Origin of the sequence: Dyadobacter sp. 3J3, assembly GCF_009801115.1 — a bacterium.
Classification (GTDB): domain Bacteria; phylum Bacteroidota; class Bacteroidia; order Cytophagales; family Spirosomataceae; genus Dyadobacter.
Genome location: NZ_VTOL01000008.1, coordinates 236,714 through 260,443, shown reverse-complemented (window position 1 = coordinate 260,443; position 23,730 = coordinate 236,714). Strand labels below are relative to the sequence as shown.

Sequence of the window (23,730 nt, the reverse complement as noted above, 5' to 3'; positions counted from 1 at the left end):
ATGAATTCAATAAAAGGAATTATTTATAATTGCCGCCACGCTACTTTTCTGATTGAAAAAAAGCAGATTAAGAAGTTAACATTTACCGAAAATATCAAACTGCGTATTCACCTTACAGGATGCTCGGTTTGCCGTATTTTTCAAAAACAAAGCATTCTGATCAATCGAATGGCAAAAAGGCTCATAGGCGATTCAGAAAATAAGGACAGAAAACTGGACGAACAATTTAAAAGACATTTGCAGGATAAAATTGAAAATGAGCTGGGCAAAAACCTGTAAAAATGCAAAATTAGGATCCAGAATATAACAAGGTTTGCTAAATAAATTATAAAAACGTGAAATGAGCTAGCTGCCTTTTCTCTTGTTTTTATATTGCGTTTCGTAAATGCCAATACAGTCCTGCACAGTCATTTTTGATGCCAGCTCACCAACAAGTTCAAAGGGTATCTCATTGATCTTTTTAAAACGGAGGCAACTTTTTCCCATATCGAGTTTCGTCTTCATGTGTTTAGCATATTCATTGGTGAACCATTCCTTAAGGTTTGGATTGGCATAAATCCCCATATGATAAATGGCTATGAAGTTTTTTTGCGAAGCTACATTCATAAAAGGCAGCGGTAATGAAGGATTGCAATGATATCCATCCGGATAAATGGAATGTGGGACAACATAGCCAAGCATCCCATAGCTCATAACCTCGGTAAATCCGGTCGGCAGGTTTTGAAGGATTATTTTTCTCAATTCGTTAACAGCAGATTTTCGGTCATCCGGAAGGGAATCTATATATTCCTGCGGCGTGGAGGCGTCTGATTGCATGTAAAGATTTGATTATTATGGAAGTATAAAATTAGTAAGTCCTGGGTAAACAGAGAAATAACGATTTTTTTCGTAAGTCTTTTTTGAAACTAAATGAGGTTAACGAATTTATCGAATTTTATGTACTTAAAAAGGGTGCTCCCAATGAGCGTTTCCTTACAGGAGATAATAAATTGCAAGCAAAATGTAGATGAGCCAACAGCAGGCCAGGATACTGCTGAGTGTAATCGTTTTTTAATTTATCTAGTACATTAAGTGAAAATACCATCGTTGATCGTATTCCGTATGACAATTTGAGCGTAATTGAACCAAGATGAATATTCAGGTGTCAAAAAGATGCCGGCCAACAACAAGTACTTGTTTATTGCAATTTGAAAGTTTGAATCAATTTTTTTGGCTCATCACCTAATTTTTAGGTTAGGGATGAGTCAGATTTTTTCAGGCATTATCATAGGCTTCCTGCAATAGTGCAATATCCAGTTTTGTCATTTTCATCATTGCCTGCATCACGCTTTTAGCTTTGGCGGGATCTTTGGAGCCCATTAATTCGCCTAAAATTGAGGGAACAATTTGCCAGGAAATTCCGAATTTATCTTTGAGCCAGCCGCAGCGACTTTTAGATCCACCTTCGGAGAGTCGTTCCCACAAGTCATCAACTTCTTCCTGTGTTTTGCAATCAACAAAAAAAGAAATTGCTTCTGTAAAATTAAAATGTGGCCCCCCGTTGAGGCCGTAGAAAGTTTGTCCATCCAGTTCAAATGTCGCTGTAATAACCTTGCCCACAGACCCGGGTACGTCTCCTGGTAATCGGCTAACATTCAAAATTTTTGAATTTTTGAAAATTGAAATATATAAATTCATCGCTTCTTCCAACTGATTGTCGTACCATAAAAATGGCGTTATCTTTTGCATATTGTCAATCGTTTAGATATTAAGAAATAATAATTTTCGAATTGTTATTTATCCTGATTTAGTATATCAAAATTAAATAAAGGATTTTCGAAAACGGGGTTTTAAAACGACTTTATCAGGGGGGATTTGCGACTTTATTTGAATGGAGTGTGATTGGTTTAACAGAAAAATAAAAGATTGTAGTATACAAAAGTAAAAACCTGCTTACGACATTTTTAAGTCGAAGCAGGTTTTCCTTGTAAGCATTGTGATATAATTCAGGGTCACAATGAATTTTAAAACATAACAAAATTATCGTTTTCCCATTGTGTTGTGTGTAATTTATAGGGATAAAGCGGCCTGAATGAATAATAATAGGTTACGGTACCTTTGGTAGCATCCTTTTCCTGGGCAACCAAAGTTATATTTTCGGGTATTTTAGTGGCCCTGGCCGTTGCCATATCCTTGTAAAGTATCAGGCTGCCCTTTTCCAGATAAGCAGTTTGATCAAGTGGAATTTTCAGGATTTTTGTCCCATCATAGCAATGTGTAACCATAGTTCCGGCAGAATCATCCCAGCTATAATCCAATCCAACCGGTAATACTATTCTGGTAAAAATGGAAAAGGTCCTTGCATAAGCCGGGAAGTTATGGTTTTGTTTTACAGAATCACTAGTTGACTCATTTCCTGAATAGAAACCTACATAACCGCTTGAATAAACAAAGGAACATTGTGTTTTATAAGCAGTGTATTCAGGAGAAGATGGCAATTCCGATCTGCTGCCGGTACCAATTTGTGTTTCAATTTTAGTGAGGCCCCAGGTTTTATTTTCAATCAGGGGTAAAACATCGTCTTTTTTAATAACGATATCCTGTTCATTTTCTTTGGCAAGTTCCTTTTCGGTACAGGCTAAATTTACTATCAGCAATAGTAATACCCAATAGTAACGCAGTAAAATTTTCATACAGTAGAATTTTTCATGAATAATAAATAAGGTTTATCTTTTATTACTAGGACACTACGGATATGAAGAGGGATTTCGTTTTCGTAAATTTAGAAAAAATTGTTACAAATATTATTAATAGTTGTACAATTATTTTGATACTAGTGTAGAATATTTGCTAGCCAAATTTATACGTATGGTGAAAGTAGATTATTCTGTGGGTCTTAACTCAAAATGAACTTTTGACTACAATCTGCAAAATGTTATTACGTATATTTTTTTCTTTATCAATTTGGTAACGAAACATGTATCCAAACTCAAGGTCCAGATTTTCACTGAAACGATAGCCTGGTCCGGCATAGGATCTGTTTTGGTCAAAAAAGTTATCATTTACCTGATCTTTTCCCTGGACATTTAGAAACAGTTCATTTTGGACTGACAGATATAATCCTTTTGTAAAAAGCGGGTTGGTTACAAGCGGGATTTGTGCCTGAACATAATATCTGAAACGCTGTGCAAAAGCTTTGCTGTTCTGCTGATCAAGAAACCTTTGCTCGTACCTGAACCGGTTGGTGATTTCAGTTCTTTGTATCTCATTTTCAATCTGAAATTGCTCAAATATTCTGTTTTCGAGCTCGTAAATCTTTGGTTCCTTTTCTTTGTCCCAAGTGCCGAAATAAGTGTATCCAATGGTGATGGTTTTGTTATCTGCAATTTTGTAACCAATTCCCGGACGGATTAGTAATGTGTTTATATAACCTAGCTTGTCAGCTGAACGGACCTGAACATCGGCGCTAAATTGCCATCGTTCCGAAATTTTTTGTTGATGCGACCAGAAAAGCCAGGCATTATGCTCAATTGTCTGAGCACAGGTTTGCTGAAAGCATAGCAAAATAAGGAAGTTTACCAGGCCGTAGCAGACATATCTTGGTTTTGTAATATAGATCTTCATCATTAGTTAGAATTATATCTATATCTATGCCAGACTTTTCAATAGGGGTGACGCTCCCAATTGATTGTAGATTCTCCAATTTATACGTCAAATATTCCTGTCATCGCATAAGCAGGCCGCGATCACAAATAGCAAAGCAGTAACTGCTGCAATCGTTCTGATCGTATGAAGACGATTCCATGACTCTTCAAATTTTATTCTCGGGTCAGCAATTTCCCGAATTGTTGCAGATTCAATATGAAAAGCCCCCAAAGTTTCATTTAACGGAACATTTCCGAAAATTGTAACACCAAATGTACCAGTTATATAAATTATTGAAGCGATTCCTAAAAAGACAAATCGGATTGGTAGAGCCCGTGTATAACTTAAATAAGCGCTCAATGGCAACATGACCAATGTCCCCATAAAACTCAGCATGAAAACCGGATTTATGATGGCAATATTGATTGATTGCATGGCGGAAATATATTCTTTGTCCGGCAATTTTCCCAATCCGGGATTTACCGAACATGAGTAAGCATAAAAAAGTCCAGCAATCAGAGCAGTTGTTACCGTGGTGAAACCAAGTGTGACGGTGGAGAAATTTATCATAGCTGGTGACTGTATATTTTTCCATTAAAATAGCGACTTTGATTTTCAAAATTGAATATTTCTAAATTTTTCAATAATGGAATGATAAGGTTCAAGAAATTACGGCCACTAAAATAATGTATCTATACGTTTTCTGAATTGTAGAATTTATACATCATGTCAAAATTATTGGTATGATTATTTAATATACCGATTCAATTATACTTCATCAACATAAAATAATTTAAAATATGAAACGTATTGAATTGAATATCATAGCATTAATGATTTTAGGGTCATCTGCGGCATATGCACAAACTTCGCCTGCATCTACCTCAGGCAGTACAACGCCAACCAATGTTCCGAGCACAACGCGTCCAAGTGGTTCTGCAGGGTCCAACGGTACAATGACGCAGCCAGCTACGGTACCGGGAAGCACTACGCCTTCGTCTACTGTTCCGGGCAGCACAACGTATCCGGGTAGTACTGTGCCATCGACAACTCCAGGTAGCAGTACTTATCCATCCACAGTTCCTGGCAGCACAACATCGCCGTCATCAACCACGCCGAGTAGTTCTCCTTTACCAGGGACTACAACGAATCCGGGAAGTTCAACTTTACCAGGAAGTACAACGAATCCAGGTAGTACAACGAATCCGGGAAGCTCAACTTTACCAGGTAGTACAACAAATCCAGGCAGTACTACCACACCGGGCAGTACGACTTATCCGTCGTCTACAAAGCCTGGCAGCACAACAACAACACCTGGTAGCAGCACGTCAAGTCCATCAACTGGAAGTACAACGACCAGACCGAAATAAGCATAATTCAACCTGGTAATTTGTTACCATTTCATAAAGTGAGAAAGCCTGATTACAAATCCCTATGGATTTTGTTGTCAGGCTTTTCTTTTTTTAAAATTTACTCGATGACCAGTTTTTTACTGTCCATACCTTTATAGCTGTTTTAGGCGTATTGTTGATTTTAATAGTATTCCCCAAAACACCCCCTTACATTTTTGTATTGCCTAGATGGACTTGGGAACAAGCATTAAACAGAGCATATTTTATTGTCGTATTGTAGAAGCAAGTTGTAGCTTGTGATGATTGTATTGACACTGAAAACCCGTCTCTGTGTACTTTTTGCAGAAAGAACTGGAAAGTCAAAAGTAGTAAAAGCATTATTTTCTATCCTGATTTGAAGATTCGCATCGGTCCGGAACAATGGCGGTCATTTTTCCATGAAATATAAATAAATGAGCCATTGCCACCACTGGTCATGGTTTTTGCCTTTTTAAAGACAATTCCAGTGGTTTTTACTTTCGTTCAATCTTCTTCTTCGGTTGATGTGCTTGACAGAAAATATTTGACATTATCGCACTGTCTGGCCAAAAATCATAACGACCTTTTAAATTACCAGTTTGGTGCTGTGCCGGGTAACAGATTCATCAATAATTTTGTGTGTCCGGGGTGTAATATTCTCATAACTATCCGGTTTTGCCCCGAAATTTTCAGTTGAAATTAATTGACTGTAAGTAGGTTGATAAACAAATATAGAAATAATCCGCAGTGGTACTTTTCTAAAAAACTTAGAAGTAGGAAGCATGAAAGACAAGTTGAACCTTTAATTGACATTCAAATAAAGCAAGCTGTTGTGTACTTTGTTTCAAAGCAAATTGGGCTAATAAATAGTCATTTTGACAATAGTTAGTAAACTATTGGAATCTGTTTCAGAATAAGCTTTGATTAAAATAATTTAAAAATAATAAGTCATCTCATTGACATTCAAATAGTTTATAGCTCGTAAAGCTGAATTGGCAGGTACTAATTGCCAAAATCTTTATTTATTTGGTAAATTGACTTCCCAATCAGCAATTACAGAATATGACTATTATTAAAGCAAGTGAAATAAAGCCTCTTTCAGCGACCGGAGATACGGTTATTATAGATGCCAGAGGCGGTGCAGATGCGGAGGAACGCTTTGAAACCGAACATTTGGAAGGCGCTCTTTTTGTAAATCTGGAAACGGATTTATCTGAAAAGCGCGAAAATGCCGCCGTCGGTGGCCGTCATCCTTTGCCGGAAGCGGTGATATTTGGTGAATTTCTTGGCACACTTGGCATTACACCATCTACAAGAGTTATCGTTTACGACGACAAAAGAGGAGCTATGGCTGCTGCTCGTTTCTGGTGGATGATGAAAGCGATCGGGCATAAAGAAATTTATGTAGTAAGCGGTGGACTGGAAGCCATTAAAAAAGAAGGATTAAATACGACAGATGAGACGGAAACATTGTTGACAGAATTTCCTGCATATCCGGTGGAAAATTGGATTTCTCCCCTTACCAATATTGAAAAAGTTGCAGAAGTAGCTGGAAATGATGAATATTTGGTGATTGATGTCCGTGAAAATTTCAGGTTCCGTGGAGAAAGTGAACCAATTGATCTGGTGGCGGGGCATATTCCCGGTGCTATTAATATTCCTTATTTGGGAAATATGGATGCCGAAGGGAATTTCCTTTCACCGGATGAATTAAGAGAAAAATATAAAGTTGCTTTGGGCGACCATAAACCTGAAAACATCATTGTGCACTGTGGTTCGGGTGTAACGGCTTGCCATACACTTCTGGCCTTGGAAGAAGCCGGAATTTCCGGCGCAGAACTGTATGTAGGTTCATGGAGCGAATGGTCGAGAAACGACAGAACTGTGGCTACCGGCGATTTATAGATATTTGTAATTTCTAAATTTCTGATTATGAGTATGGATTACTTGTAATCAGAAATTTTATTTTGGTATGTAGGGGCCGCCTGTTTCTCCCCATCCCCACACCGGCATAGGCTCGGCACTGTCCAGCGGATTTTCAGTTTCCCTGGAATTAATTACGGCAATTCTGCTTCCCCATTCCAGATATCCCACCAATGCAGACCTGAATTCCGGATCATCTGCCAGGTTTTGTTCATCGCAGCTTTCTAGCAATAGAGTAATCCAACGTTTTCTTTTCGGTTCATCAAGCATTTTTCCCAAATGATGGCCGATCATTTTGTAATGACTACCAGCATCTTCTTCTGAATATATTTTAGGCCCGCCAAAAACTTCACCGATAAAATGTGCAACGTGTTTGCTATGGTCACCGGACATATTTTTAAAAACCGGGTATAACAAATCGTCCTGAAAAACCTTTTCGTAAAATACTTGTGTCAGTTTTTCCAGCGCTACATTTCCGCCGGCCCATTCATAAAGTGTAGGAATCTGCTTTTCCATAATCTAAATAGTAATGACGTTTTGATAGAAGAGATTTATCTATTTGAAAACTTCAGGTGCCTGACAATTTATAAAAATAAAACAACAGAAAAAAGAAATAGAAGCTTCTGTTACTTTTAAATTTGAATTCAGAATATTATTTGATTATAATTCATAAATACATAATTATATTAATGTTTAGTATTATTTATCCAAATAAATTAAAATGAAATTGAATATAATTAAAATAATTAAAAACGATGTAGCTAAATTGTAAAGGCAATTTTTAAGCAATATGAAATTCCTTATCTTAACTAATTTTCACGATTATATTTCCGGTAAATGAAGAAAAATGTATATAATTTTTCAAGGTATAAAGGTATACTGGCAAAAGGAATTTGCTTGGCCGCTACCATGGCTATGATGTCGGGTCATACATTGGCGCAGGTCAAAATGACGCCTGTAAAAATTGATGCCCTGAAAACGGAACTTTCAAAGGAAATTGAAGCCAATAAAAAGTTTTCGCAGGAAATGGTGGATATGGTTTTCAGTTTCGGAGAACTTGGATTTCAGGAAACCGAAACTTCGGCTTATCTGACAGATATTTTGAAGAAAAACGGATTTACAGTTGAGATGGGTATTGCCGGCATGCCAACCGCGTGGACGGCTCGGTGGGGCTCAGGAAAACCTGTTATTGCCATAGGAAGTGATATTGACTGTATTCCAAAAGCTTCTCAAAAGCCAGGTATTGCTTATCATGATCCAATCGTTGAAGGTGCTCCCGGACATGGTGAGGGCCATAATTCCGGTCAGCCGTTGAATATTACTGCGGTTCTTGCTTTGAAAAAAATAATGGAACGGGAGAAAATTCCGGGTACCATTATGCTGTGGCCAGGTGTAGCGGAAGAACAGTTGGGATCTAAAGCATATTACATTCGGGATGGATTTTTCAAGGATGTTGACGCCTGCATTTTTACACACGTTGCGAGTAATCTTGGAACCTCCTATGGTGATCCGGGGATGGTCGGGATGATTTCGGTTAAGTTTAGTTTTGAAGGACAGGCAGCTCATGCAGGTGGGGCACCATGGCGCGGAAAAAGTGCTTTGGATGCGGTGGAACTGATGAATGTTGGCTGGAATTACCACCGCGAACACATGGAACCATCACAGCGCTCACATTATGTGATAACGGATGGAGGTGATCAGCCAAATGTTGTCCCGTCCAAGGCCGCTGTTTGGTATTATTTCCGCGAACGCACGTATCCGAAAATTATGGGTATGTATAAAGATGGCATCAGAATTGCAGAAGGTGCCGCTTTAATGACAGAAACAAAGATGACCTATGAGGTTTTGGGAAGTGCCTGGCCGGGTCATTTCAACCAGCCTATTGCCGAAGCCATGTATGAAAATATCAAAAAAGTGGGTTTGCCGAAATGGAGTGAAGAAGATCAGATTCTGGCCAAAGCGGCTCAAAAAGAGGTAAATAGTCCTATTGCGGAAGGTTCAGGATTAAGCACCATATTAAGTCCCCTTGGAAAACCGACCGCCGTTCCTTCCGGCTTTTCCGGCGGTTCTGATGATATCGCCGATATTTCCTGGAATGTACCTACGATCGTTTTGGGATATCCTTCAAATATTCCCGGATTGCCTGGCCATCACTGGGCGGATGCCATAGCCATGGCGACACCAATTGCACATAAAGGTGTGACAGCAGGGGCAAAAGCAGAAGCGATGACTTTACTGGATCTTTTTGTAAAACCGGATATTTTGAAAAATGCCTGGACGTATTTCAAAGATGTACAAACAAAAGATACCAAATACATTCCGTTAGTTTCTGCAACGGACAAACCAGCCATTTATCTCAATAAAAGAATTATGGAAGAATTTCGTCCCAAGATGAAAAAATTCTATTATGATCCCTCCAAATATGCTACCTACATGGAGCAGTTGGGAATTAAGTATCCAACGGTGAAATGACAAGGCTTATGGTAATTTCTGTTCCGCACTTTATCCATTGCGGAAGGACGATTGCATATTGTTACCGACATAGAAACCTGAGACTTGCGCTCCGAAATATTTCTGCCTAATGCAGAATTGGTAAAATAAAATGCTGAAATTTTGAAAAATAACTCCTTACTAATTTTATGAAATTAACATTTAATGCATTAGCCGTTTTGCTGGCTGCCGGGACTATGTCCTACGCACAGAATCCGGCTGGAAATACCGCCCCGGCCAAACCCGCGGCAACACCAGCGACATTTGCTTCGGTGATTCAGGGATTGAAAAAATACGAAGGTTTTTTTAATTTTTATTACGATGAAAAGACAGGAAAAGTACTTCTTGAAGTAGATAAGCTCGACAAAGAATTTCTTTATTTTTCATCTCTGACGGATGGCGTTGGTAGTGGCGGGCCGGAGCGGGGACAAGCTTCTTCTGCGATTGCTAAGTTTGTAAAAGTAGGTCCGAAAATACTTTTGGTTGAACCTGTTTATAATTATCGGGCAATCACGCAAAATCCGGATGAGAAAAAGGCAGTTGAAAATAATTTTGCTAAATCCGTTATCTGGGGATTTGTGCCGGTAGCAGCGGAAGGTGAAAAAATGCTGATTGATATAACGCCTTTTATCGTCCGCGATAGCCAGAATATTGCTTCGCGTTTGGGCGTAAGAAGAGCCGCCGGGCCGGTCGCCGTTTCACAGCCAGCTGGTGGCGGTGGTGTTTATAAAATGGATGAAACCCGTTCAGTTTTATACATTGATAATACCAAAAACTTCCCCAAAAATACGGAATTTGAAGCCCTGATTACTTTTACAGGTGGAAATCCAAGTACTAATTTTTTTGGAGGAGGAGGTGGTTTGGCACCAGATCCAAGTGCGATTACGGTGAATATGCATCAGTCATTTGTTGAACTGCCGGATGATAAATATAAAGCCCGGAAGTTTGATACCCGTTCTGCTTTTGGTCAGTTTAGTTACATGGATTTTTCCGCACCCATGGATGAGCCGATTGTTAAAAGATTTATTCGTCGCCATCGTCTTGAAAAGAAAAATCCGGGTTCAGCGCCAAGTGAGGCTATAAAACCAATTGTTTATTACATTGACCGAGGCGCACCTGCACCTGTAAAAGCAGCGTTAATTGAAGGTGGCGCATTCTGGAATCAGGCTTTTGAGGCGGCAGGATATAAAAATGCTTTCCAGGTAAAGGAACTTCCTGAAGGCGCTGATCCGATGGATATCCGGTATAATGTTGTGAACTGGGTGAATCGTAACGGAAGTCCGCGCGGATTTTCTTATGGAATGTCGTTTATTGATCCTCGTACGGGAGAAATTATTAAAGGTGTAGTAACATTAGGTTCTGATCGCCACCGCCAGGATTACCTGATTGCAGAAGGTTTATTACAGCCTTACGAGGATGGAAAACCTGTGCCAACCGCGATGAAGGAACTTGCGCTTGCACGTATCCGTCAACTTTCTGCACATGAAATTGGCCACACATTAGGTTTTAATCACAACTTTGCGGCAAGTCCGAAAGACAGGGCTTCCGTTATGGATTACCCTTTTCCAAAGTTTTCTTTGAAATCAGATGGAACTGTTGATATTTCAGATTCCTATGCAAAAGGAATTGGCAGCTGGGATAAACGCGCTGTGATGTGGGGGTATACTGAATTCCCAAAGGGAACAGATGAAAACGCCGCTTTGGAAAAAATCATGCAGGAAACGCTGAAACAAGGTTATATCTACATACCTGACATCGGTGGCAACGCACATCCAACATCTCACCAATGGGATGATGGTTCAAACCCTATCGATCAGATGACCAATATCATGACGGTTAGAAGAAAGGTATTGGATAATTTCTCAGAAAAAGCAATTCGAAATGGTGAGCCGATGGCGACATTGGAAGAGGTTTTGGTTCCCGTTTACTTGCTGCATCGCTACCAGATTGAAGCAGTTGCCAAATCCGTGGGCGGTTTATATTTTACACATGCCGTAAAAAATGACGGACAGGTCATTACCAGAATGGTTGAACCAAAAGAACAATGGCGTGCACTGGAATCTTTGCTTAATACAATTTCTCCCGAAGCATTGGCCTTACCGGAAGGTTTGATCAAAAAAATCCCTCCGCGCCCAACGGGTTATCCGTCAAGTCAGGAAACTTTCACGGGCCATACCGGACCAACTTTTGATCCGATTGCAGCTGCCGAAATGGCGGCAGGAACTACGCTTTCGTATTTATTCAGCTCCGAACGTGCAGCGCGTTTGATCGAATATAATGCAAGAGATGAAAACCAGCCGGGACTTATGCCTGTGCTTGATAAAATATTGGAAAAAACCTGGAAAGCTCCGGTTGTTACAGGTTACAATGGTGAACTTCAAACATTGGTTAACAATTTGTCATTGAAGTATTTACTAACCCTGGCGGCTGATTCCAAAGCGCCGGAAAATGTAAGGGGAGAAACACTTTTAACAGTTGAAGAATTGGGTCAATGGATGAAAGATAAAATGGCTTCGGCAACGCCAAAACAAAAAGCCAATATGCTTTTTGGTCTTTCTCAAATTGAAGAGTTTCATAAAAACCCGGATAAGTTTGAACCGGCCACCGTACTGGATATGCCTCCTGGTGCTCCAATTATGGGTTTAATGGATTTTATGGGCTGCTCCCAAAGTTTTAGCAGGGAGTAAAGGCCTTACTAGTCAGACAAAAAGAACAGCTCTGAATATCTGATGCATCGCAGAAGATTTTCGGAGCCTTTCTTTTGTATTGTAGTTCAGAGAATAACAATAACAACTGAAATCAAAAAGTCCTGATTTGAATTTCTCAAATCAGGACTTTTCTTATTGGATTTATATTCTTTCCTTTTACTTACTTTCCTTCAATTGTTGTTGGATACCCAGTACTAACTCCTCATTAACTTCTGCAAGCATGGCGATTTTTGAAGTATTGAAGTCAGTGTTTGTAAGCAAATTTTTAACAAATTCAATTTTGCTTTCTTCACGAGCTTTTTCATCAGCGTTTCTTACCGCATAATCGAGAACATTTTCATAATCCCATTTTGCCTTTAAACTTGAATCGTACGACATACGCTCTTCCTTGTTTAAATTATTTAATTCTGCTATTTTAAATACCTTTTCAAAAACACTTTTTCTCATGAACACGGGAATTTTGTCCATCTTCACAAGATTCTTTAAGAGAAACAGCCATCGATCCAGATCTTTTGTTAGTTCAGTTTCTGTCTTTGTAAATTTAGGTAATTCGATGAATTTATATTCCAGCTTATCGTAAAATATTTTCTTGGTCACCTTATCCATTATACACAAATCGTGGAGATATTGTTCGCCGCTATTTTCTTCCAAAGTGAATTCTAAAAATGCTATCAAATAAACTTCTTTCAGTTTATAACCCCATTTGTTTCCCTTAGGCAGTTGCTCACTTATAAGACGAGAGGTGTAAAAAATGGCTCGCTCTTTGAAATAATCCTGTCTTCCACGCTGCATTTCCACAATAAATTGCTCTCCATTGTCGCCTGTGCATAAAAGATCGAAAATTGCTCTTTTTGAATCTTCATTATTTCCGTAAAATTCAGTTGGATTATAAGTCAGATCTAAGACTACTTTTTGTCCTTGAAACAATTGGTTAAGGAAATCAATAAGAATTTCTTTATTAGGCTCACTTCCGAAAAGACGTTTGAAACCAAAATCGGTCAACGGATCAATAAACCGGCCAGTAGGTAGGAAAGATTGCGTCATTATATTTATAGTGTGTGAGCGAACAATGTAGGAAGATTTTACCTAACTCCCACTCTGCACATCGTCATTTCTGATACCCCGTTTATTCTTTTTAATCGAATCTTTCAACCTTCCAAATTTGTAATTCACACTGAAATTAAATGATCTGAAATAATCTCTCCGGATATTTGATTGCGTAAAATCAGGTCCAAACGAGTCGTTAATATTATGACGATACTTGGTAAAAGGATTTCCAACCGAGGCCGAAAATGATAACTTATCCTGATAAAAATCTTTATTCATACTAAAAGAAGAACTGAGAAAACGATTTGTTGTTCCCTGTAAGTTTACACCGCGACCATTTGCATTCAGGTTGGCATTAATACGCCATGATTTTTCAAACCGGTATCCCGTAGAAGCGGAAAAGTTATACATCAAACCTTCATTTTTAATCAAAACGCCATTGACAATCCCGCGAACCATTCCGTAGGCAAACCTTGTGTTAAGACTGAAATTCCATTTTTTTGTAATAGGATAATTAATATTCAGATTTCCCTGCGGCAGTTTTGCTTGTCCGGTATTTCCATATGAAGTTTTGGTAATATTTGTTGCAGAATCATATACGGAGACAGGGAATATCAGGTTTTTGAAAAGGGTATATCCCAGGCCAAAATTAACTGAAAGTTTTTTTGATATATTATATCCAATCTGAACATCATTAACCAATGCCGGTTTTAGATCGGGATTCCCTGTTTTTTCAAAATTAGGATTCGATTTATCTACAAACGGGTTGAGCTGGTAAATTCCCGGACGTTGAATTCTTTGGGTATATCCCAGATTTATACCGCTACTCCCTGACAGTTTTCTATTGATGGAAAGAGATGGGATTACATTAAAATAATGTGTAGAAAGTTTTGATTCATTAGAAATGAAATTTGCATTAATTACAGTTTGCTCAATTCTCGCACCCGCTTTAATACTCCATTTTTTTAGGTTATACTGATACGTATTATAAGCACCAAAAACATTTTGATCATTCCTGAATTTGTTGCTAAGTCCCGGTTGAACTTCGTATAATCCTGTTTCAGTATTCTGAAAAAGATTTTGGAAATTGCTTTGATTGTTACGTAAAATCGCCTTAAAACCAGCTTCAACGGTTAGCTTTTTCAATGGATGAACATAATCAGCCTGAAACGTTTGTTCAGAAAAATCCTGGTCGTTCGTTTGTTTATAATCTGGCTGATCGTAATTTGTTATTTCGGTTATGTCAATGGCGCTATTCTGATTATTCGTGTAAGAAAAATAGCGGTAGGATAAAGTTAATAATCTGTCTTTATTCGATTTAAATCCTTTTTGATAATTCACCGCCGCGTCCATTCCTGAACCTCTGGTTTTGGTAATATTCCCAAGAGAATATTTTTGTAAAATTGTTTCTGTTGCGGTCAACAAACTTCTTTGTCCATTCTCTCCATTCAACTTGCTTCCATTAATATTAAACTGGCCGGAGATAAGATTCAGGCTATCAATTTCATACGATATTTCGTAGCCAAGGTAGCCGCTTTTGCTTTTGGATTCTGCGGTACCATTTTGTTCTAGCATTGTATTTTCGGTACCAAAAGTGTTTCTGGAAGTTGAATTTATAATTTGTGGAGATTTGTAGATACTTGCTCCTCCTAATGCTGACATACCTAATTTGCCAATTTTAGCCGAGAAAGATCCGCCAAATCCAGGTCCTCCGTTCGGGAAACGCTCACTTACATTCAGGGATCCGTTATAGCCGTTATCCACTTTTTTATTGGTGATAATATTGATAATCCCGGCCAGTCCTTCCGCGTCATATTTAGCCGGTGGCGTTGTGATCACTTCAATCCTTTCGATGGATGAAGCGGGCATAGTCCTCAAAATCTCCTTGTAGTTTCTCTCAACCATACTGGACGGTTTCCCATTGATCAATATCTTGAAATCACTGTTTCCTTTTAGCAGAATATTATTGTCGGCATCCAGTGACAGGAGGGGCACTTTTCGCATCATATCCAGTACGCTGAAAACTTTACTTTCAGGATCCGCCTGCAAATCATAAGAAATCCGGTCGACTTCCTGTTTCACGATTTGTTTTGCGGCTGTTACTGTAACTTCCTTTAAACCTACGCTTTGTGAAGTTAAAATCAATTTACCAAGATCTACGTTTCGCTTTGTTGAATCAGAAAACTCGATATTAATTGTTTTGTTTTTATAACCTACACCAATCAGTACAATAGCATATTTTTGAAAAGGTAAAGTGGTGAAAGAAAAGGATCCGTCTGTTTTGGTGTAATCTGCTTTAATAGGAATTCCCTTATCGGATAGAAGATTTACCGTGATAAAATCCAGTTTTTTCTGGCTAACGGAATCGCTTACAATTCCTTTGATGCTGTAAATTTTATCACTGCTCTGTGCGGTTGCAAGCTGGTAAACCGATAGTAATCCCATGGCAAAAAGCAGCAGCTTTCGCGATATATTTTTAATTTTCATGATTTTATTTTTATGGCTAATAAATTTTAAAGGGCATAATTATCCTCGCCGGAACATCCGGATTTTAAAATTTCAGGGCTGAAAATCTTTGAAGAGAAAAAGATTCAAATGCTTTTTGAAAGGAAAACTTAATTTGTCCGATCAAGTTTTCTCTCGATTAGAAAGTTTATAATCAGGCTTATTCCTCCAAAAAGGAAAATCATGGAAATGTAAGCAGCAGCTACTTCTATGTCGTAGTTGTATTGAAGAATGCTACCGATAATGATACCTAGTGCAATACCTACAAAGAGCATTCCTAATTTTAGGGTTAGAGATTGTGACTGATTGTTTTTCCCGACAAACATAGAGGCGTCTACACCTTTTTCGATCATGGCTATACGTTCGCGATGTCTTGTTATTCTGAATACGTATGCAATTCCAAATATTGCGGCAAACATGGAAATAAATACCATCATGGAGGTTCCGTTCATTGTCTTTCAGTTTTAGAAGTTAAATCAATTTATACTGCATTAGACAACAATACTTTTCTGTTGGTTACAGATTTTTTATAAATTTATTTTGATAAAAGAAAGTAATCGAAATCTGTAACCTTGCTTCTGCAAGTACAGTCTTATAGCCATATGCCATGTAAAAGATGCGAATGAAAAATACGGACGACCAGTTTTATATTGATAAAATTAAAAAGGGAGATCCGTCTTCTTACGCTTTCCTTGTAAATAGATATAAGAATATGGCTTTTACAATTGCATTGAAAATTCTCAAAAATCAGGAAGACGCGGAGGATGCGGCTCAGGAAAGTTTTGTAAAGGCATATCAGCAGATCCGGAAATTTGAGAACAAATCTAAGTTTTCAACCTGGCTTTACACAATCGTTTATCGGACTTCAATTTCTAAATTAAAACAAAACAGAGTACCTGTTTTTTCCATTAATGAAGATATCAATGAAAATTATGTTTATGATTTTTCAATACCGCAAATAGAAAATTTACTAGCAACGGAGCAGTCAAATTATATAAAAGCAGCCATTGGAAAGTTACCGCAAATGGAAGGGTTGTTGATTACGTTGTTTTATATGAACGAAAATTCGATTAGGGAGATCGAAGAAATTACGGGTTTGACAGAATCCAATATTAAGGTTAAACTATTTCGCGCCAGAAAAATACTGGAACAGGAATTACTTTTTTTGTTATAACAAGATTATTGCCGAACAAATGGAAGAAGATAAAGAAGATATTTTTCGAAAACTTATCCAAAAGTCTGAGCTTGATATTACAGGTTCGGGTTTTACTGATAATGTTATGAAAATGGTTCAGGCGGAAGAAATTGTACAGGAATCGGCTTTGCGTGCTCTTTTGGTGAAAAATAATTTGGATCAGCCATCAAAATCGTTTGAGTCGGGGATTATGGCTCAAATTACGCCGATCACGAAAAAAGTGGAGAAACCTATTATCAGTAAGAATGCCTGGTATGTGGCGGCGGCTTTTTTGGCATTGATGATTCAATATAGCTTTTTTTCAAAAGCCTCGCAAACAACTGCTATGGATTTGTCTCTTATCAAAATTACAAATGCAATGTTTGATTTCTCAAATAATGCCGGACAAATGCCGGTGATTTATTTTATTGTTATCGTGACGCTTTGTATACTTCTTTTAGCGGATTATTTTATCCTTCAAAGATTGGGCAAAAGAGCATCGCATTGAGCACTTTATTTTCAATATTCACCAAACATATAAACGCCTTAAATTGAATGCAAAACATTCAATTTAAGGCGTTTAACCATTAACCATTAATAATTAACCTCTGCGGTTATGACGATCGAATTTATTTCCGTGTTGAAAGGCCATTAAACGTTCACGTTGGGCAGGAGTAAGGACGTCCATAATTTCCCGCTGTTTTTTCCATTGAACTTCTTTCATATTCGGTGTTCTTCTTCCTGCCAAAATGCGGTCATAACGGTTTTCAATTTTCTTGATTTTATTTTCCTGTTTGCGCGACAAACCAACGATTTTATCCAATTTGTTAATCTGAAACTCTTCAAATCTATTGTCGATCTGAGCATTTGGAACCGGTCTGTTTCCATAGGCGCGGCCTTGCTGAGCATAAGAATTTCCAACTGCAAGTGTTGCTAAAAGCGCGATTGATAAGATGATCTTTTTCATGGTTTCTAAAAGTTTAATTTGTTTGTTATGGCTTTTAGAGAGCATTTTTACCATGAAGTTTAACGGGTGAAATGCATAATCGGTCAATAGGTGTTATTACAAGACGAAAAAGGTTTTTACATCGACAAATGCTTGGATTTTAATTTTGGTAACTTTCAGTTTCATCGCGTTAAAAAAAGAAAAAAGTGGAATGATTGTGGTTTAATAACAATCATTCCACTTTTTCATCAATAACCGGTAACTACTCGCTTTTAAGACTCTTCACAGGATTCATCAAAGCTGCTTTTATGCTTTGAAAACTCACGGTTAGCAACGCTATCGCCACAGCGATAATACCGGCAAGAATGAAAACCCAATAATTAATTTCTATACGATATGCAAAATCCAGCAGCCACTGATTCATAAAATACCAGGCAAGTGGAGAAGCGATGACAAGAGCTATGAGCATCAATTTGATAAAATCTTTTGATAGTAAAATTACGATTCCGGTTGCTGTGGCTCCCAGCACTTTCCTGATTCCGATTTCTTTGGTGCGTTGTTGAGATATAAAAGCAACCAAGGCGAATAATCCCAGGCAGGAAATCAGAATGGTAATGGTTGAAAACAGACCGAGAATTGAGGATACCCGGCTTTCAGCTTTGTACATTTCGTCAAATTCCTCATTCAGGAAGTGATATTCAAAGGGGCGCATAGGAAAATTGGTTTTCCAGTTTTGTTCCAGAAATTTAAGTGCCTGAGGTGTTTTATCACCTGAAATTTTTACCATCATTTTACCAAAATAATTGTATTCGGGAATGATAGCAATCGGCCCGATCTTCTCGTGTAGCGACCTGAAATGAAAATCTTTGGCAACAGCCTTTACTTCTCCCTCCCGTCCATTCATATTGACTGATTTTCCTATGGCATTACTGTTGGTCCAACCCAATGCTTTAACAGCAGATTCATTCAATATAAATGCATATTTCCTTAAATCTGCGCTGTCTTGTGTAGCTTGAAGGATATCCGTTTCATTAAAATTGTCACCTGCAACCAGCTTCATTCCCATCGTGGGAACAAAATCTTTTTCAACCGGAATAGCGGTAATATTCATATTAAAACCCGGAGGCTTGTCTTTCGCAGTGATCATGTAACCGCCTCCTACATTAACAGGAGAATCATAAGATGCAGTAACAGATTCAACGGAGGAATTATTTAGTAATTCATTTTTGATAGAGGCAAGCTTGCCGGAAGAAATGCCCGTGCTGAGATCCAACACTATAATTTGCGAAGGATTGATGCCGAGATTTTTATTTTGAATGTAAGAAAGCTGCTGATTGGCGATGATTGTGCCGATGATAAAAAGAAGTGAAACCGTGAATTGTGAGACAACCAGAAAGCTGCGTAATCCGCTTCCGTTTGCTTTGGACAAAACTTTCCCCTGCAAAACTTTAATCGGTTCAAATCCTGACAAAACTGCCGCGGGATATACGCCTGACAAAAGTGTAACCAGAATGGCTAATAACAAAAGAACAAAACCAACGGAATAAGTTGGCCAGACACCAAAATTCAAAATAGTGCCTGTCAAATTACTTAGAGCCGGAAAACCGAGAAGGGAAATGATGAGGCCTACAAGGATGGATGAAACTGTGATAATTCCACATTCGAAAAGATATTGTCTGAACAACTGAAAACGGGCGGCACCCATTACTTTTCTTACACCAACTTCACGTGCACGGACAGCAGAGCGAGCAGTGACCAGATTGATAAAGTTGATACAGGCAATGACCAGAATCAAAATGGCGACACCGGAAAGGATGTAAATATATTTGTAATTTCCCGCAGCTTCCATTGAGCCCGAAGCTTTGGAATAGAGATGAATGCGGTTAAATTCTTCCAATTCCAGGCGGACTTTTGATGAAGGATCCTGCGGGTTATTCAGATTTTTATTTACATAACCATCCACTTTTGACTGCAAGGTTCTGACGTCGGTATTTGGTTTGAGGAGCAAATAAGTGTAGTCATTGGCGGATTCAAAGGCCTCAGTTTTTGAACGCGGTAAAGTACTATAAGTTGCCAGCCAATTGAATTTGATATGTGAATAGGAAGGAAGATCCGGAACTACGCCAGTTACCTGCATCATGTATTTTTCAGCAATTTTCACCGATTTCCCAATTGCACTTTCATTCCCAAAATATTTTTTTGCTGTGGTTTCATCAGTCACAACGGAATTAGGTTGAGACATCGCTGTTTTGATATCTCCTTCAATAAAAGTCTGAGGAAAAATCCTGAAAAAGGAAGCATCTGCAAAAACAACTTTCTTTTCATTAAATAATTTGTCTTCATATTGAACAGAAACGGAGCCTGAACCGCTGATGGGATACAATCTTACAGCATCTTTTACTTCTGCAAATTCTCTTGAAAAAACGGGAGCCACGCCTGTTGGCGTTATGGCAACATAAACAGGCTCGCTATCGCCGGACTGGTAGAATAAATTAACTCTGACAATATCTTTTCCATTTTTTTGAAACTGGTCATATTGCAATTCGTGAAGAATGTAAGTAGCCAGCAAAAGGAAACAGCCAATGCCAATTGACAATCCGGTAATGCTGATAATGGAGTTGGTTTTATATTTCCAAAGGCTCCGAAAAGTGATTTTGAGATAATTTTGAAACATAACGAAATAGTTAACAGGTTGGTAGTGAAAATCGGATCGTATTTCTTTGAATTATAAAGTGATGCTTTCTGTTTTCAAGAAGAGAAGCAATTGGTAATCTTCGGATTATATGTTTTTTTAATTAGCTTTGAGAACAAACAAATGAAACCAATATGGAACTGATCAGGGAAATCATCGTGCCTACCGACAATACCTATTTGCTTAAACTGCCTGATGAAATGATTGGCAAGCAAGTGGAGGTTATCGCTTTTGAAGTTGAGGCAAGGCCGGATGCAGATATTGAAGTCAGAAGAAAAAGACTTAATGAATCTCTTGCTGGTTTGAGAGTGGACTTGTCTAATTTTAAATTTGACCGTGACGAGGCCAATAATTATGATGAATAAGTATGCCGTTGATACTAATGTCCTGATATATCTGCATGAAACAATTCCTTCCTCAAAAATGGATATTGCTGAGAGTATTGTGTTAGGCTTTCCTATCGTGTCTGCGCAGGTGGTTTCAGAATATCTTAATGTTTTAAAAAGACTTTTGAGAATACCTAAAGTACCTTTAATTGAGCATAGTATTGTATTACTTGAAAATTGTGAAATTATTAATCTGAATAAAGCAATTTTGGAACATGCCAAGAAGTTAATAATTCGATACGACTTCCAACTTTTCGATAGCATCATCATAGCTTCCGCATTAGCCGCAAATTGCAGCATCCTGTATTCTGAGGATTTGCAGCATAAACAGCTGATAGAAAACCGGCTTACCATAATTAATCCCTTTTTGTAATTTCCTCACTGCATCAGACGAATATTAATATCATTCGCTTTTAAGACTTTTTACAGGATTCATAAGTGCTGCTTTTATACTTTGAAAACTGACAGTTAATAACGCAATGACAAGTACCAAAACAAAAGGAGCAGCAAACAACCACCATTGAATATCAGTACGGAATGCATAACCATTCAGCCAGCTATTTGTGGCAAACCAGGCAAGCGGAGCGGATATCACAAATGAGATCAAAATCAATATCGCAAACTCACGGTACAACATTTCCACAATAGCATAAACCGAGGACCCCAGTACTTTTCGAATCCCGATTTCTTTGGTACGTTGGGCGGTGGTAAAGGAAGCAAGCCCGAATAACCCAAGACATGCAACGAGTATCGCCAGTCCGGTAAATACACCGAAAACTTGTCCAAAACGCTGATCAGCTTTATACTGATCATTGAAACGATCGTCCAGGAATGAATATTCAAAAGGATTTCCAGGAAAAAAACGGTTCCATTCTGACTGGATACCTGCCACCGAAGTATTAGCCTGACTTGTGCTAAGTTTGACTGAAAAATAACCTCTGATATCGGGGATCAAACGAATGATTAACGGTTCATAGGCATCTTTGAGAGACTGCTGATGAAAATTATCTGTTACGCCTACGATGGTAAATATCTCTCCCCAGAAATTAATTTCTTTTCCAATCGCCTGCTCGGGATCGCTGAATCCCAATTGCTTAACAGCCATTTTGTTGAAAATTAGAGCTTTCGGATCACTCCCGAATTCTTTGGAGAAATTTCGTCCCGATACCAATTTTAGATCATATGTTTTAAGGAAATCGTAATCGACTCCAATGATCCGGTATTGTTTTCCAGCACTTTCATCCGTTCCTTTTAACCTGATTCCACCGGCATTCCATTGAGAAGCCTGACCAGGAACAACAGTAGACGCAGTAACGCTTTTGATACCGGATTGGCGCAATAATTCATCTTTGAAAGCAGACATTTGTCGCATAAAAGTAGAATCGTCAGCAATAATCGGAGGATTGATGACCAGCGTCTGATCAATATTAATTCCCAGACTTTGCTGTCTCATGTAACGTATTTGCTGAAAAACGGTTAAGGTGCCAACCAGCAAAAACAAGGAAGCCGCAAACTGAAAAACCACCAATGATTTTCTCAATAAAATGCCTTTCGTTGAAGTACTAACTTTACCTTTTAAGACGGCAACAGGTTTAAAACCAGAAAGTACAAAAGCAGGATAAAGTCCTGAGAAAAACGCGCCGACTATAAATAAAGTAATAAGTGGAAGCCAGAACATGCGGCTTCCGAGTAAAGCAAAGGAAAGTTGCTGACCCGAGATTTCATTAAATGTTGGCAAAGAAAGTGCAACCAGAATCAGTGCGAGAACGACGGCCAATCCATTCAATAAAACAGATTCCATCATAAATTGCCCGATCAACTGGCTTCGTTGTGAACCCACAGCTTTTCTGACACCAACCTCTCTGGCCCGGTTAATTGCTCTTGCCGTTGATAGATTGATGTAATTAACCCAGGCGATCACCACAATAAAAAATGCAATTCCCAGAAGCAGATAAACCGTATTGCCATCACCGTTAGGTTCAGCCTCCATCATTAAATGGGAATACAAATGAATATCCTTCAACGGTTGAAGCAGATAAACCGCAGCCGAATTATACTTTTTGTGCTCTTCTCCGGCAAGTTTGTCAACCAGGGCAGGGAATTTTGCTTCAAGTTTTGGAATATCGGTACCTGCGCGAAGTTTTAGGTAAGTGAGACAACCATCCCATTGCCAGGCCAGATCCGGATTCTCTGGTTTTACGTCATTTAAGAATGTGGCGTAGGAAAGAAGAATATCTGTTTTAAAATGCGTATTTGACGGCATATCTGCAAATACACCAGTCACTTTTGCCGACCGTCTTTTATTTATTTGCAGTGTTTTACCAACAGGATTTTCATTCCCAAAAAGTTTTTTAGCAACAGAGGCAGAAAGAACGACGGTATTTGATTCTTTAAGCGCCGTTTTAGAATCGCCGTTGAGCAGCGGATAAGAAAAAACAGAGAAAAAAGAAGGACTTGAAATATAAACTTTTTCAACTTTAAAACTGCGTTCTCCATTGTCCAAAACCATGGAGCCACGGTTGATAAGCTTCACAAAATCTTCAACTTCGGGATAGGCTTCTTTAAATGAATTTCCAACGGCAAAGGCACCGGCAGCCCACTCTGTACTTAGTTTTCCTTCATTGTAACGATCCTGTTTGACACGATAAATCTGATTGCCATTTGTATGGAAATTGTCGAAACTTAATTCGAATGCCACATATTGTAAAATGAGAATACAAGCAGCAATTCCAAGCGCCAACCCGACAATGTTGATGGCTGAAAAGGCTTTATTACGTACAAGATTCCTCCAGGCAATTTTAAAATAACTTTTTATCATGGCTATTTATTTTGATCGATAACTTTTGGTGTTTCAATAAAAAAGTT

General features: G+C 38.4%; 22 protein-coding genes. 9 read left to right on the top strand and 13 right to left on the bottom strand.

Translation table 11 applies throughout. The annotated features are described in order from the left end of the window. Entirely contained in the window at positions 1-279 is a 279-nt protein-coding gene (locus tag FZF08_RS18605) for a hypothetical protein (protein WP_159471483.1), read from the top strand. 66 nt (positions 280-345) lie between these two features. On the opposite strand, the gene FZF08_RS18600 is transcribed toward FZF08_RS18605, so the two are convergent. The 5 genes from FZF08_RS18600 to FZF08_RS18580 all read right to left on the bottom strand — a co-directional run bounded on the left by FZF08_RS18600 (position 346) and on the right by FZF08_RS18580 (position 4,194). Next, positions 346-816, bottom strand: coding sequence for a DUF1801 domain-containing protein (locus FZF08_RS18600; protein ID WP_159471481.1), 471 nt, complete (start codon positions 814-816; stop codon positions 346-348). Positions 817-1,254: 438 nt separating this feature from the next. After that, entirely contained in the window at positions 1,255-1,728 is a 474-nt protein-coding gene (locus FZF08_RS18595) for a VOC family protein (protein WP_159471479.1), read from the bottom strand. A gap of 275 nt (positions 1,729-2,003) precedes the next feature. Continuing rightward, on the bottom strand, positions 2,004-2,672 hold the full coding sequence (locus tag FZF08_RS18590; RefSeq protein ID WP_159471477.1) for a hypothetical protein: 669 nt from the start codon (positions 2,670-2,672) through the stop codon (positions 2,004-2,006). 208 nt (positions 2,673-2,880) lie between these two features. Beyond that, on the bottom strand, positions 2,881-3,606 hold the full coding sequence (locus FZF08_RS18585) for a DUF2490 domain-containing protein (protein ID WP_159471475.1): 726 nt from the start codon (positions 3,604-3,606) through the stop codon (positions 2,881-2,883). 84 nt (positions 3,607-3,690) lie between these two features. Then, positions 3,691-4,194 carry a DUF1772 domain-containing protein gene (locus FZF08_RS18580; RefSeq protein WP_159471473.1) on the bottom strand — a complete coding sequence of 168 codons (504 nt, stop codon included), beginning with the start codon at positions 4,192-4,194 and terminating at the stop codon, positions 3,691-3,693. A 230-nt stretch (positions 4,195-4,424) separates the two neighbouring features. Between FZF08_RS18580 and FZF08_RS18575 the strand changes: the two genes are divergently transcribed. Next, on the top strand, positions 4,425-4,994 hold the full coding sequence (locus FZF08_RS18575; protein ID WP_159471471.1) for a hypothetical protein: 570 nt from the start codon (positions 4,425-4,427) through the stop codon (positions 4,992-4,994). A gap of 586 nt (positions 4,995-5,580) precedes the next feature. Here the strand turns inward: FZF08_RS18575 and FZF08_RS18570 are convergent. After that, complete coding sequence (locus tag FZF08_RS18570) at positions 5,581-5,778, bottom strand: hypothetical protein (RefSeq protein ID WP_159471469.1); 198 nt, start codon at positions 5,776-5,778, stop codon at positions 5,581-5,583. A 278-nt stretch (positions 5,779-6,056) separates the two neighbouring features. On the opposite strand from FZF08_RS18570, the gene FZF08_RS18565 reads away from it, so the two are divergent. After that, positions 6,057-6,899, top strand: coding sequence for a sulfurtransferase (locus FZF08_RS18565; RefSeq protein ID WP_159471467.1), 843 nt, complete (start codon positions 6,057-6,059; stop codon positions 6,897-6,899). Between the two features lie 57 nt (positions 6,900-6,956). On the opposite strand, the gene FZF08_RS18560 is transcribed toward FZF08_RS18565, so the two are convergent. Continuing rightward, a complete protein-coding gene (locus FZF08_RS18560) occupies positions 6,957-7,433 on the bottom strand; it encodes a group II truncated hemoglobin (RefSeq protein WP_159471465.1) in 477 nt (158 codons plus the stop codon). Between the two features lie 393 nt (positions 7,434-7,826). Between FZF08_RS18560 and FZF08_RS18555 the strand changes: the two genes are divergently transcribed. Next, positions 7,827-9,389 carry an amidohydrolase gene (locus FZF08_RS18555; protein WP_159471763.1) on the top strand — a complete coding sequence of 521 codons (1,563 nt, stop codon included), beginning with the start codon at positions 7,827-7,829 and terminating at the stop codon, positions 9,387-9,389. 167 nt (positions 9,390-9,556) lie between these two features. Then, positions 9,557-12,094: a zinc-dependent metalloprotease gene (locus FZF08_RS18550; RefSeq protein ID WP_159471463.1), complete on the top strand. Its 2,538-nt coding sequence runs from the start codon at positions 9,557-9,559 to the stop codon at positions 12,092-12,094. A 177-nt stretch (positions 12,095-12,271) separates the two neighbouring features. Here FZF08_RS18550 and FZF08_RS18545 read toward each other — a convergent pair whose 3' ends face one another. From FZF08_RS18545 to FZF08_RS18535, 3 genes are all read right to left on the bottom strand, one after another. Continuing rightward, the gene (locus FZF08_RS18545) at positions 12,272-13,159 is read right to left on the bottom strand and encodes an Rpn family recombination-promoting nuclease/putative transposase (protein ID WP_159471461.1); all 888 of its coding nucleotides are present in this window, start codon (positions 13,157-13,159) and stop codon (positions 12,272-12,274) included. 42 nt (positions 13,160-13,201) lie between these two features. Beyond that, positions 13,202-15,649, bottom strand: a complete 2,448-nt coding sequence (locus tag FZF08_RS18540) for an outer membrane beta-barrel family protein (RefSeq protein WP_159471459.1) — start codon at positions 15,647-15,649, stop codon at positions 13,202-13,204. 128 nt (positions 15,650-15,777) lie between these two features. Beyond that, positions 15,778-16,119 carry a DUF6249 domain-containing protein gene (locus FZF08_RS18535; protein ID WP_159471457.1) on the bottom strand — a complete coding sequence of 114 codons (342 nt, stop codon included), beginning with the start codon at positions 16,117-16,119 and terminating at the stop codon, positions 15,778-15,780. A 170-nt stretch (positions 16,120-16,289) separates the two neighbouring features. On the opposite strand from FZF08_RS18535, the gene FZF08_RS18530 reads away from it, so the two are divergent. Both FZF08_RS18530 and FZF08_RS18525 read left to right on the top strand, forming a co-directional pair. Beyond that, a complete protein-coding gene (locus FZF08_RS18530) occupies positions 16,290-16,841 on the top strand; it encodes an RNA polymerase sigma factor (protein WP_159471456.1) in 552 nt (183 codons plus the stop codon). Positions 16,842-16,860: 19 nt separating this feature from the next. After that, positions 16,861-17,349 (top strand): hypothetical protein, encoded by a 489-nt coding sequence (locus tag FZF08_RS18525; RefSeq protein ID WP_159471454.1) that lies wholly within the window; start codon positions 16,861-16,863, stop codon positions 17,347-17,349. 93 nt (positions 17,350-17,442) lie between these two features. Here FZF08_RS18525 and FZF08_RS18520 read toward each other — a convergent pair whose 3' ends face one another. Together FZF08_RS18520 and FZF08_RS18515 are read right to left on the bottom strand one after the other, a co-directional pair. Next, complete coding sequence (locus FZF08_RS18520; protein ID WP_159471452.1) at positions 17,443-17,808, bottom strand: hypothetical protein; 366 nt, start codon at positions 17,806-17,808, stop codon at positions 17,443-17,445. A gap of 241 nt (positions 17,809-18,049) precedes the next feature. After that, complete coding sequence (locus FZF08_RS18515; protein ID WP_159471450.1) at positions 18,050-20,461, bottom strand: ABC transporter permease; 2,412 nt, start codon at positions 20,459-20,461, stop codon at positions 18,050-18,052. 152 nt (positions 20,462-20,613) lie between these two features. Here FZF08_RS18515 and FZF08_RS18510 point away from each other — a divergent pair, with 152 nt between their 5' ends. Both FZF08_RS18510 and FZF08_RS18505 read left to right on the top strand, forming a co-directional pair. After that, on the top strand, positions 20,614-20,844 hold the full coding sequence (locus tag FZF08_RS18510; protein ID WP_159471448.1) for a hypothetical protein: 231 nt from the start codon (positions 20,614-20,616) through the stop codon (positions 20,842-20,844). Next, a complete protein-coding gene (locus FZF08_RS18505) occupies positions 20,834-21,238 on the top strand; it encodes a PIN domain-containing protein (RefSeq protein WP_159471446.1) in 405 nt (134 codons plus the stop codon). The genes FZF08_RS18510 and FZF08_RS18505 overlap by 11 nt, the downstream gene beginning before the upstream one ends. A 30-nt stretch (positions 21,239-21,268) precedes the next feature. Here the strand turns inward: FZF08_RS18505 and FZF08_RS18500 are convergent, their stop codons facing one another. After that, positions 21,269-23,683 carry an ABC transporter permease gene (locus FZF08_RS18500; protein WP_159471443.1) on the bottom strand — a complete coding sequence of 805 codons (2,415 nt, stop codon included), beginning with the start codon at positions 23,681-23,683 and terminating at the stop codon, positions 21,269-21,271. Between the last annotated feature and the right edge of the window lie 47 nt (positions 23,684-23,730).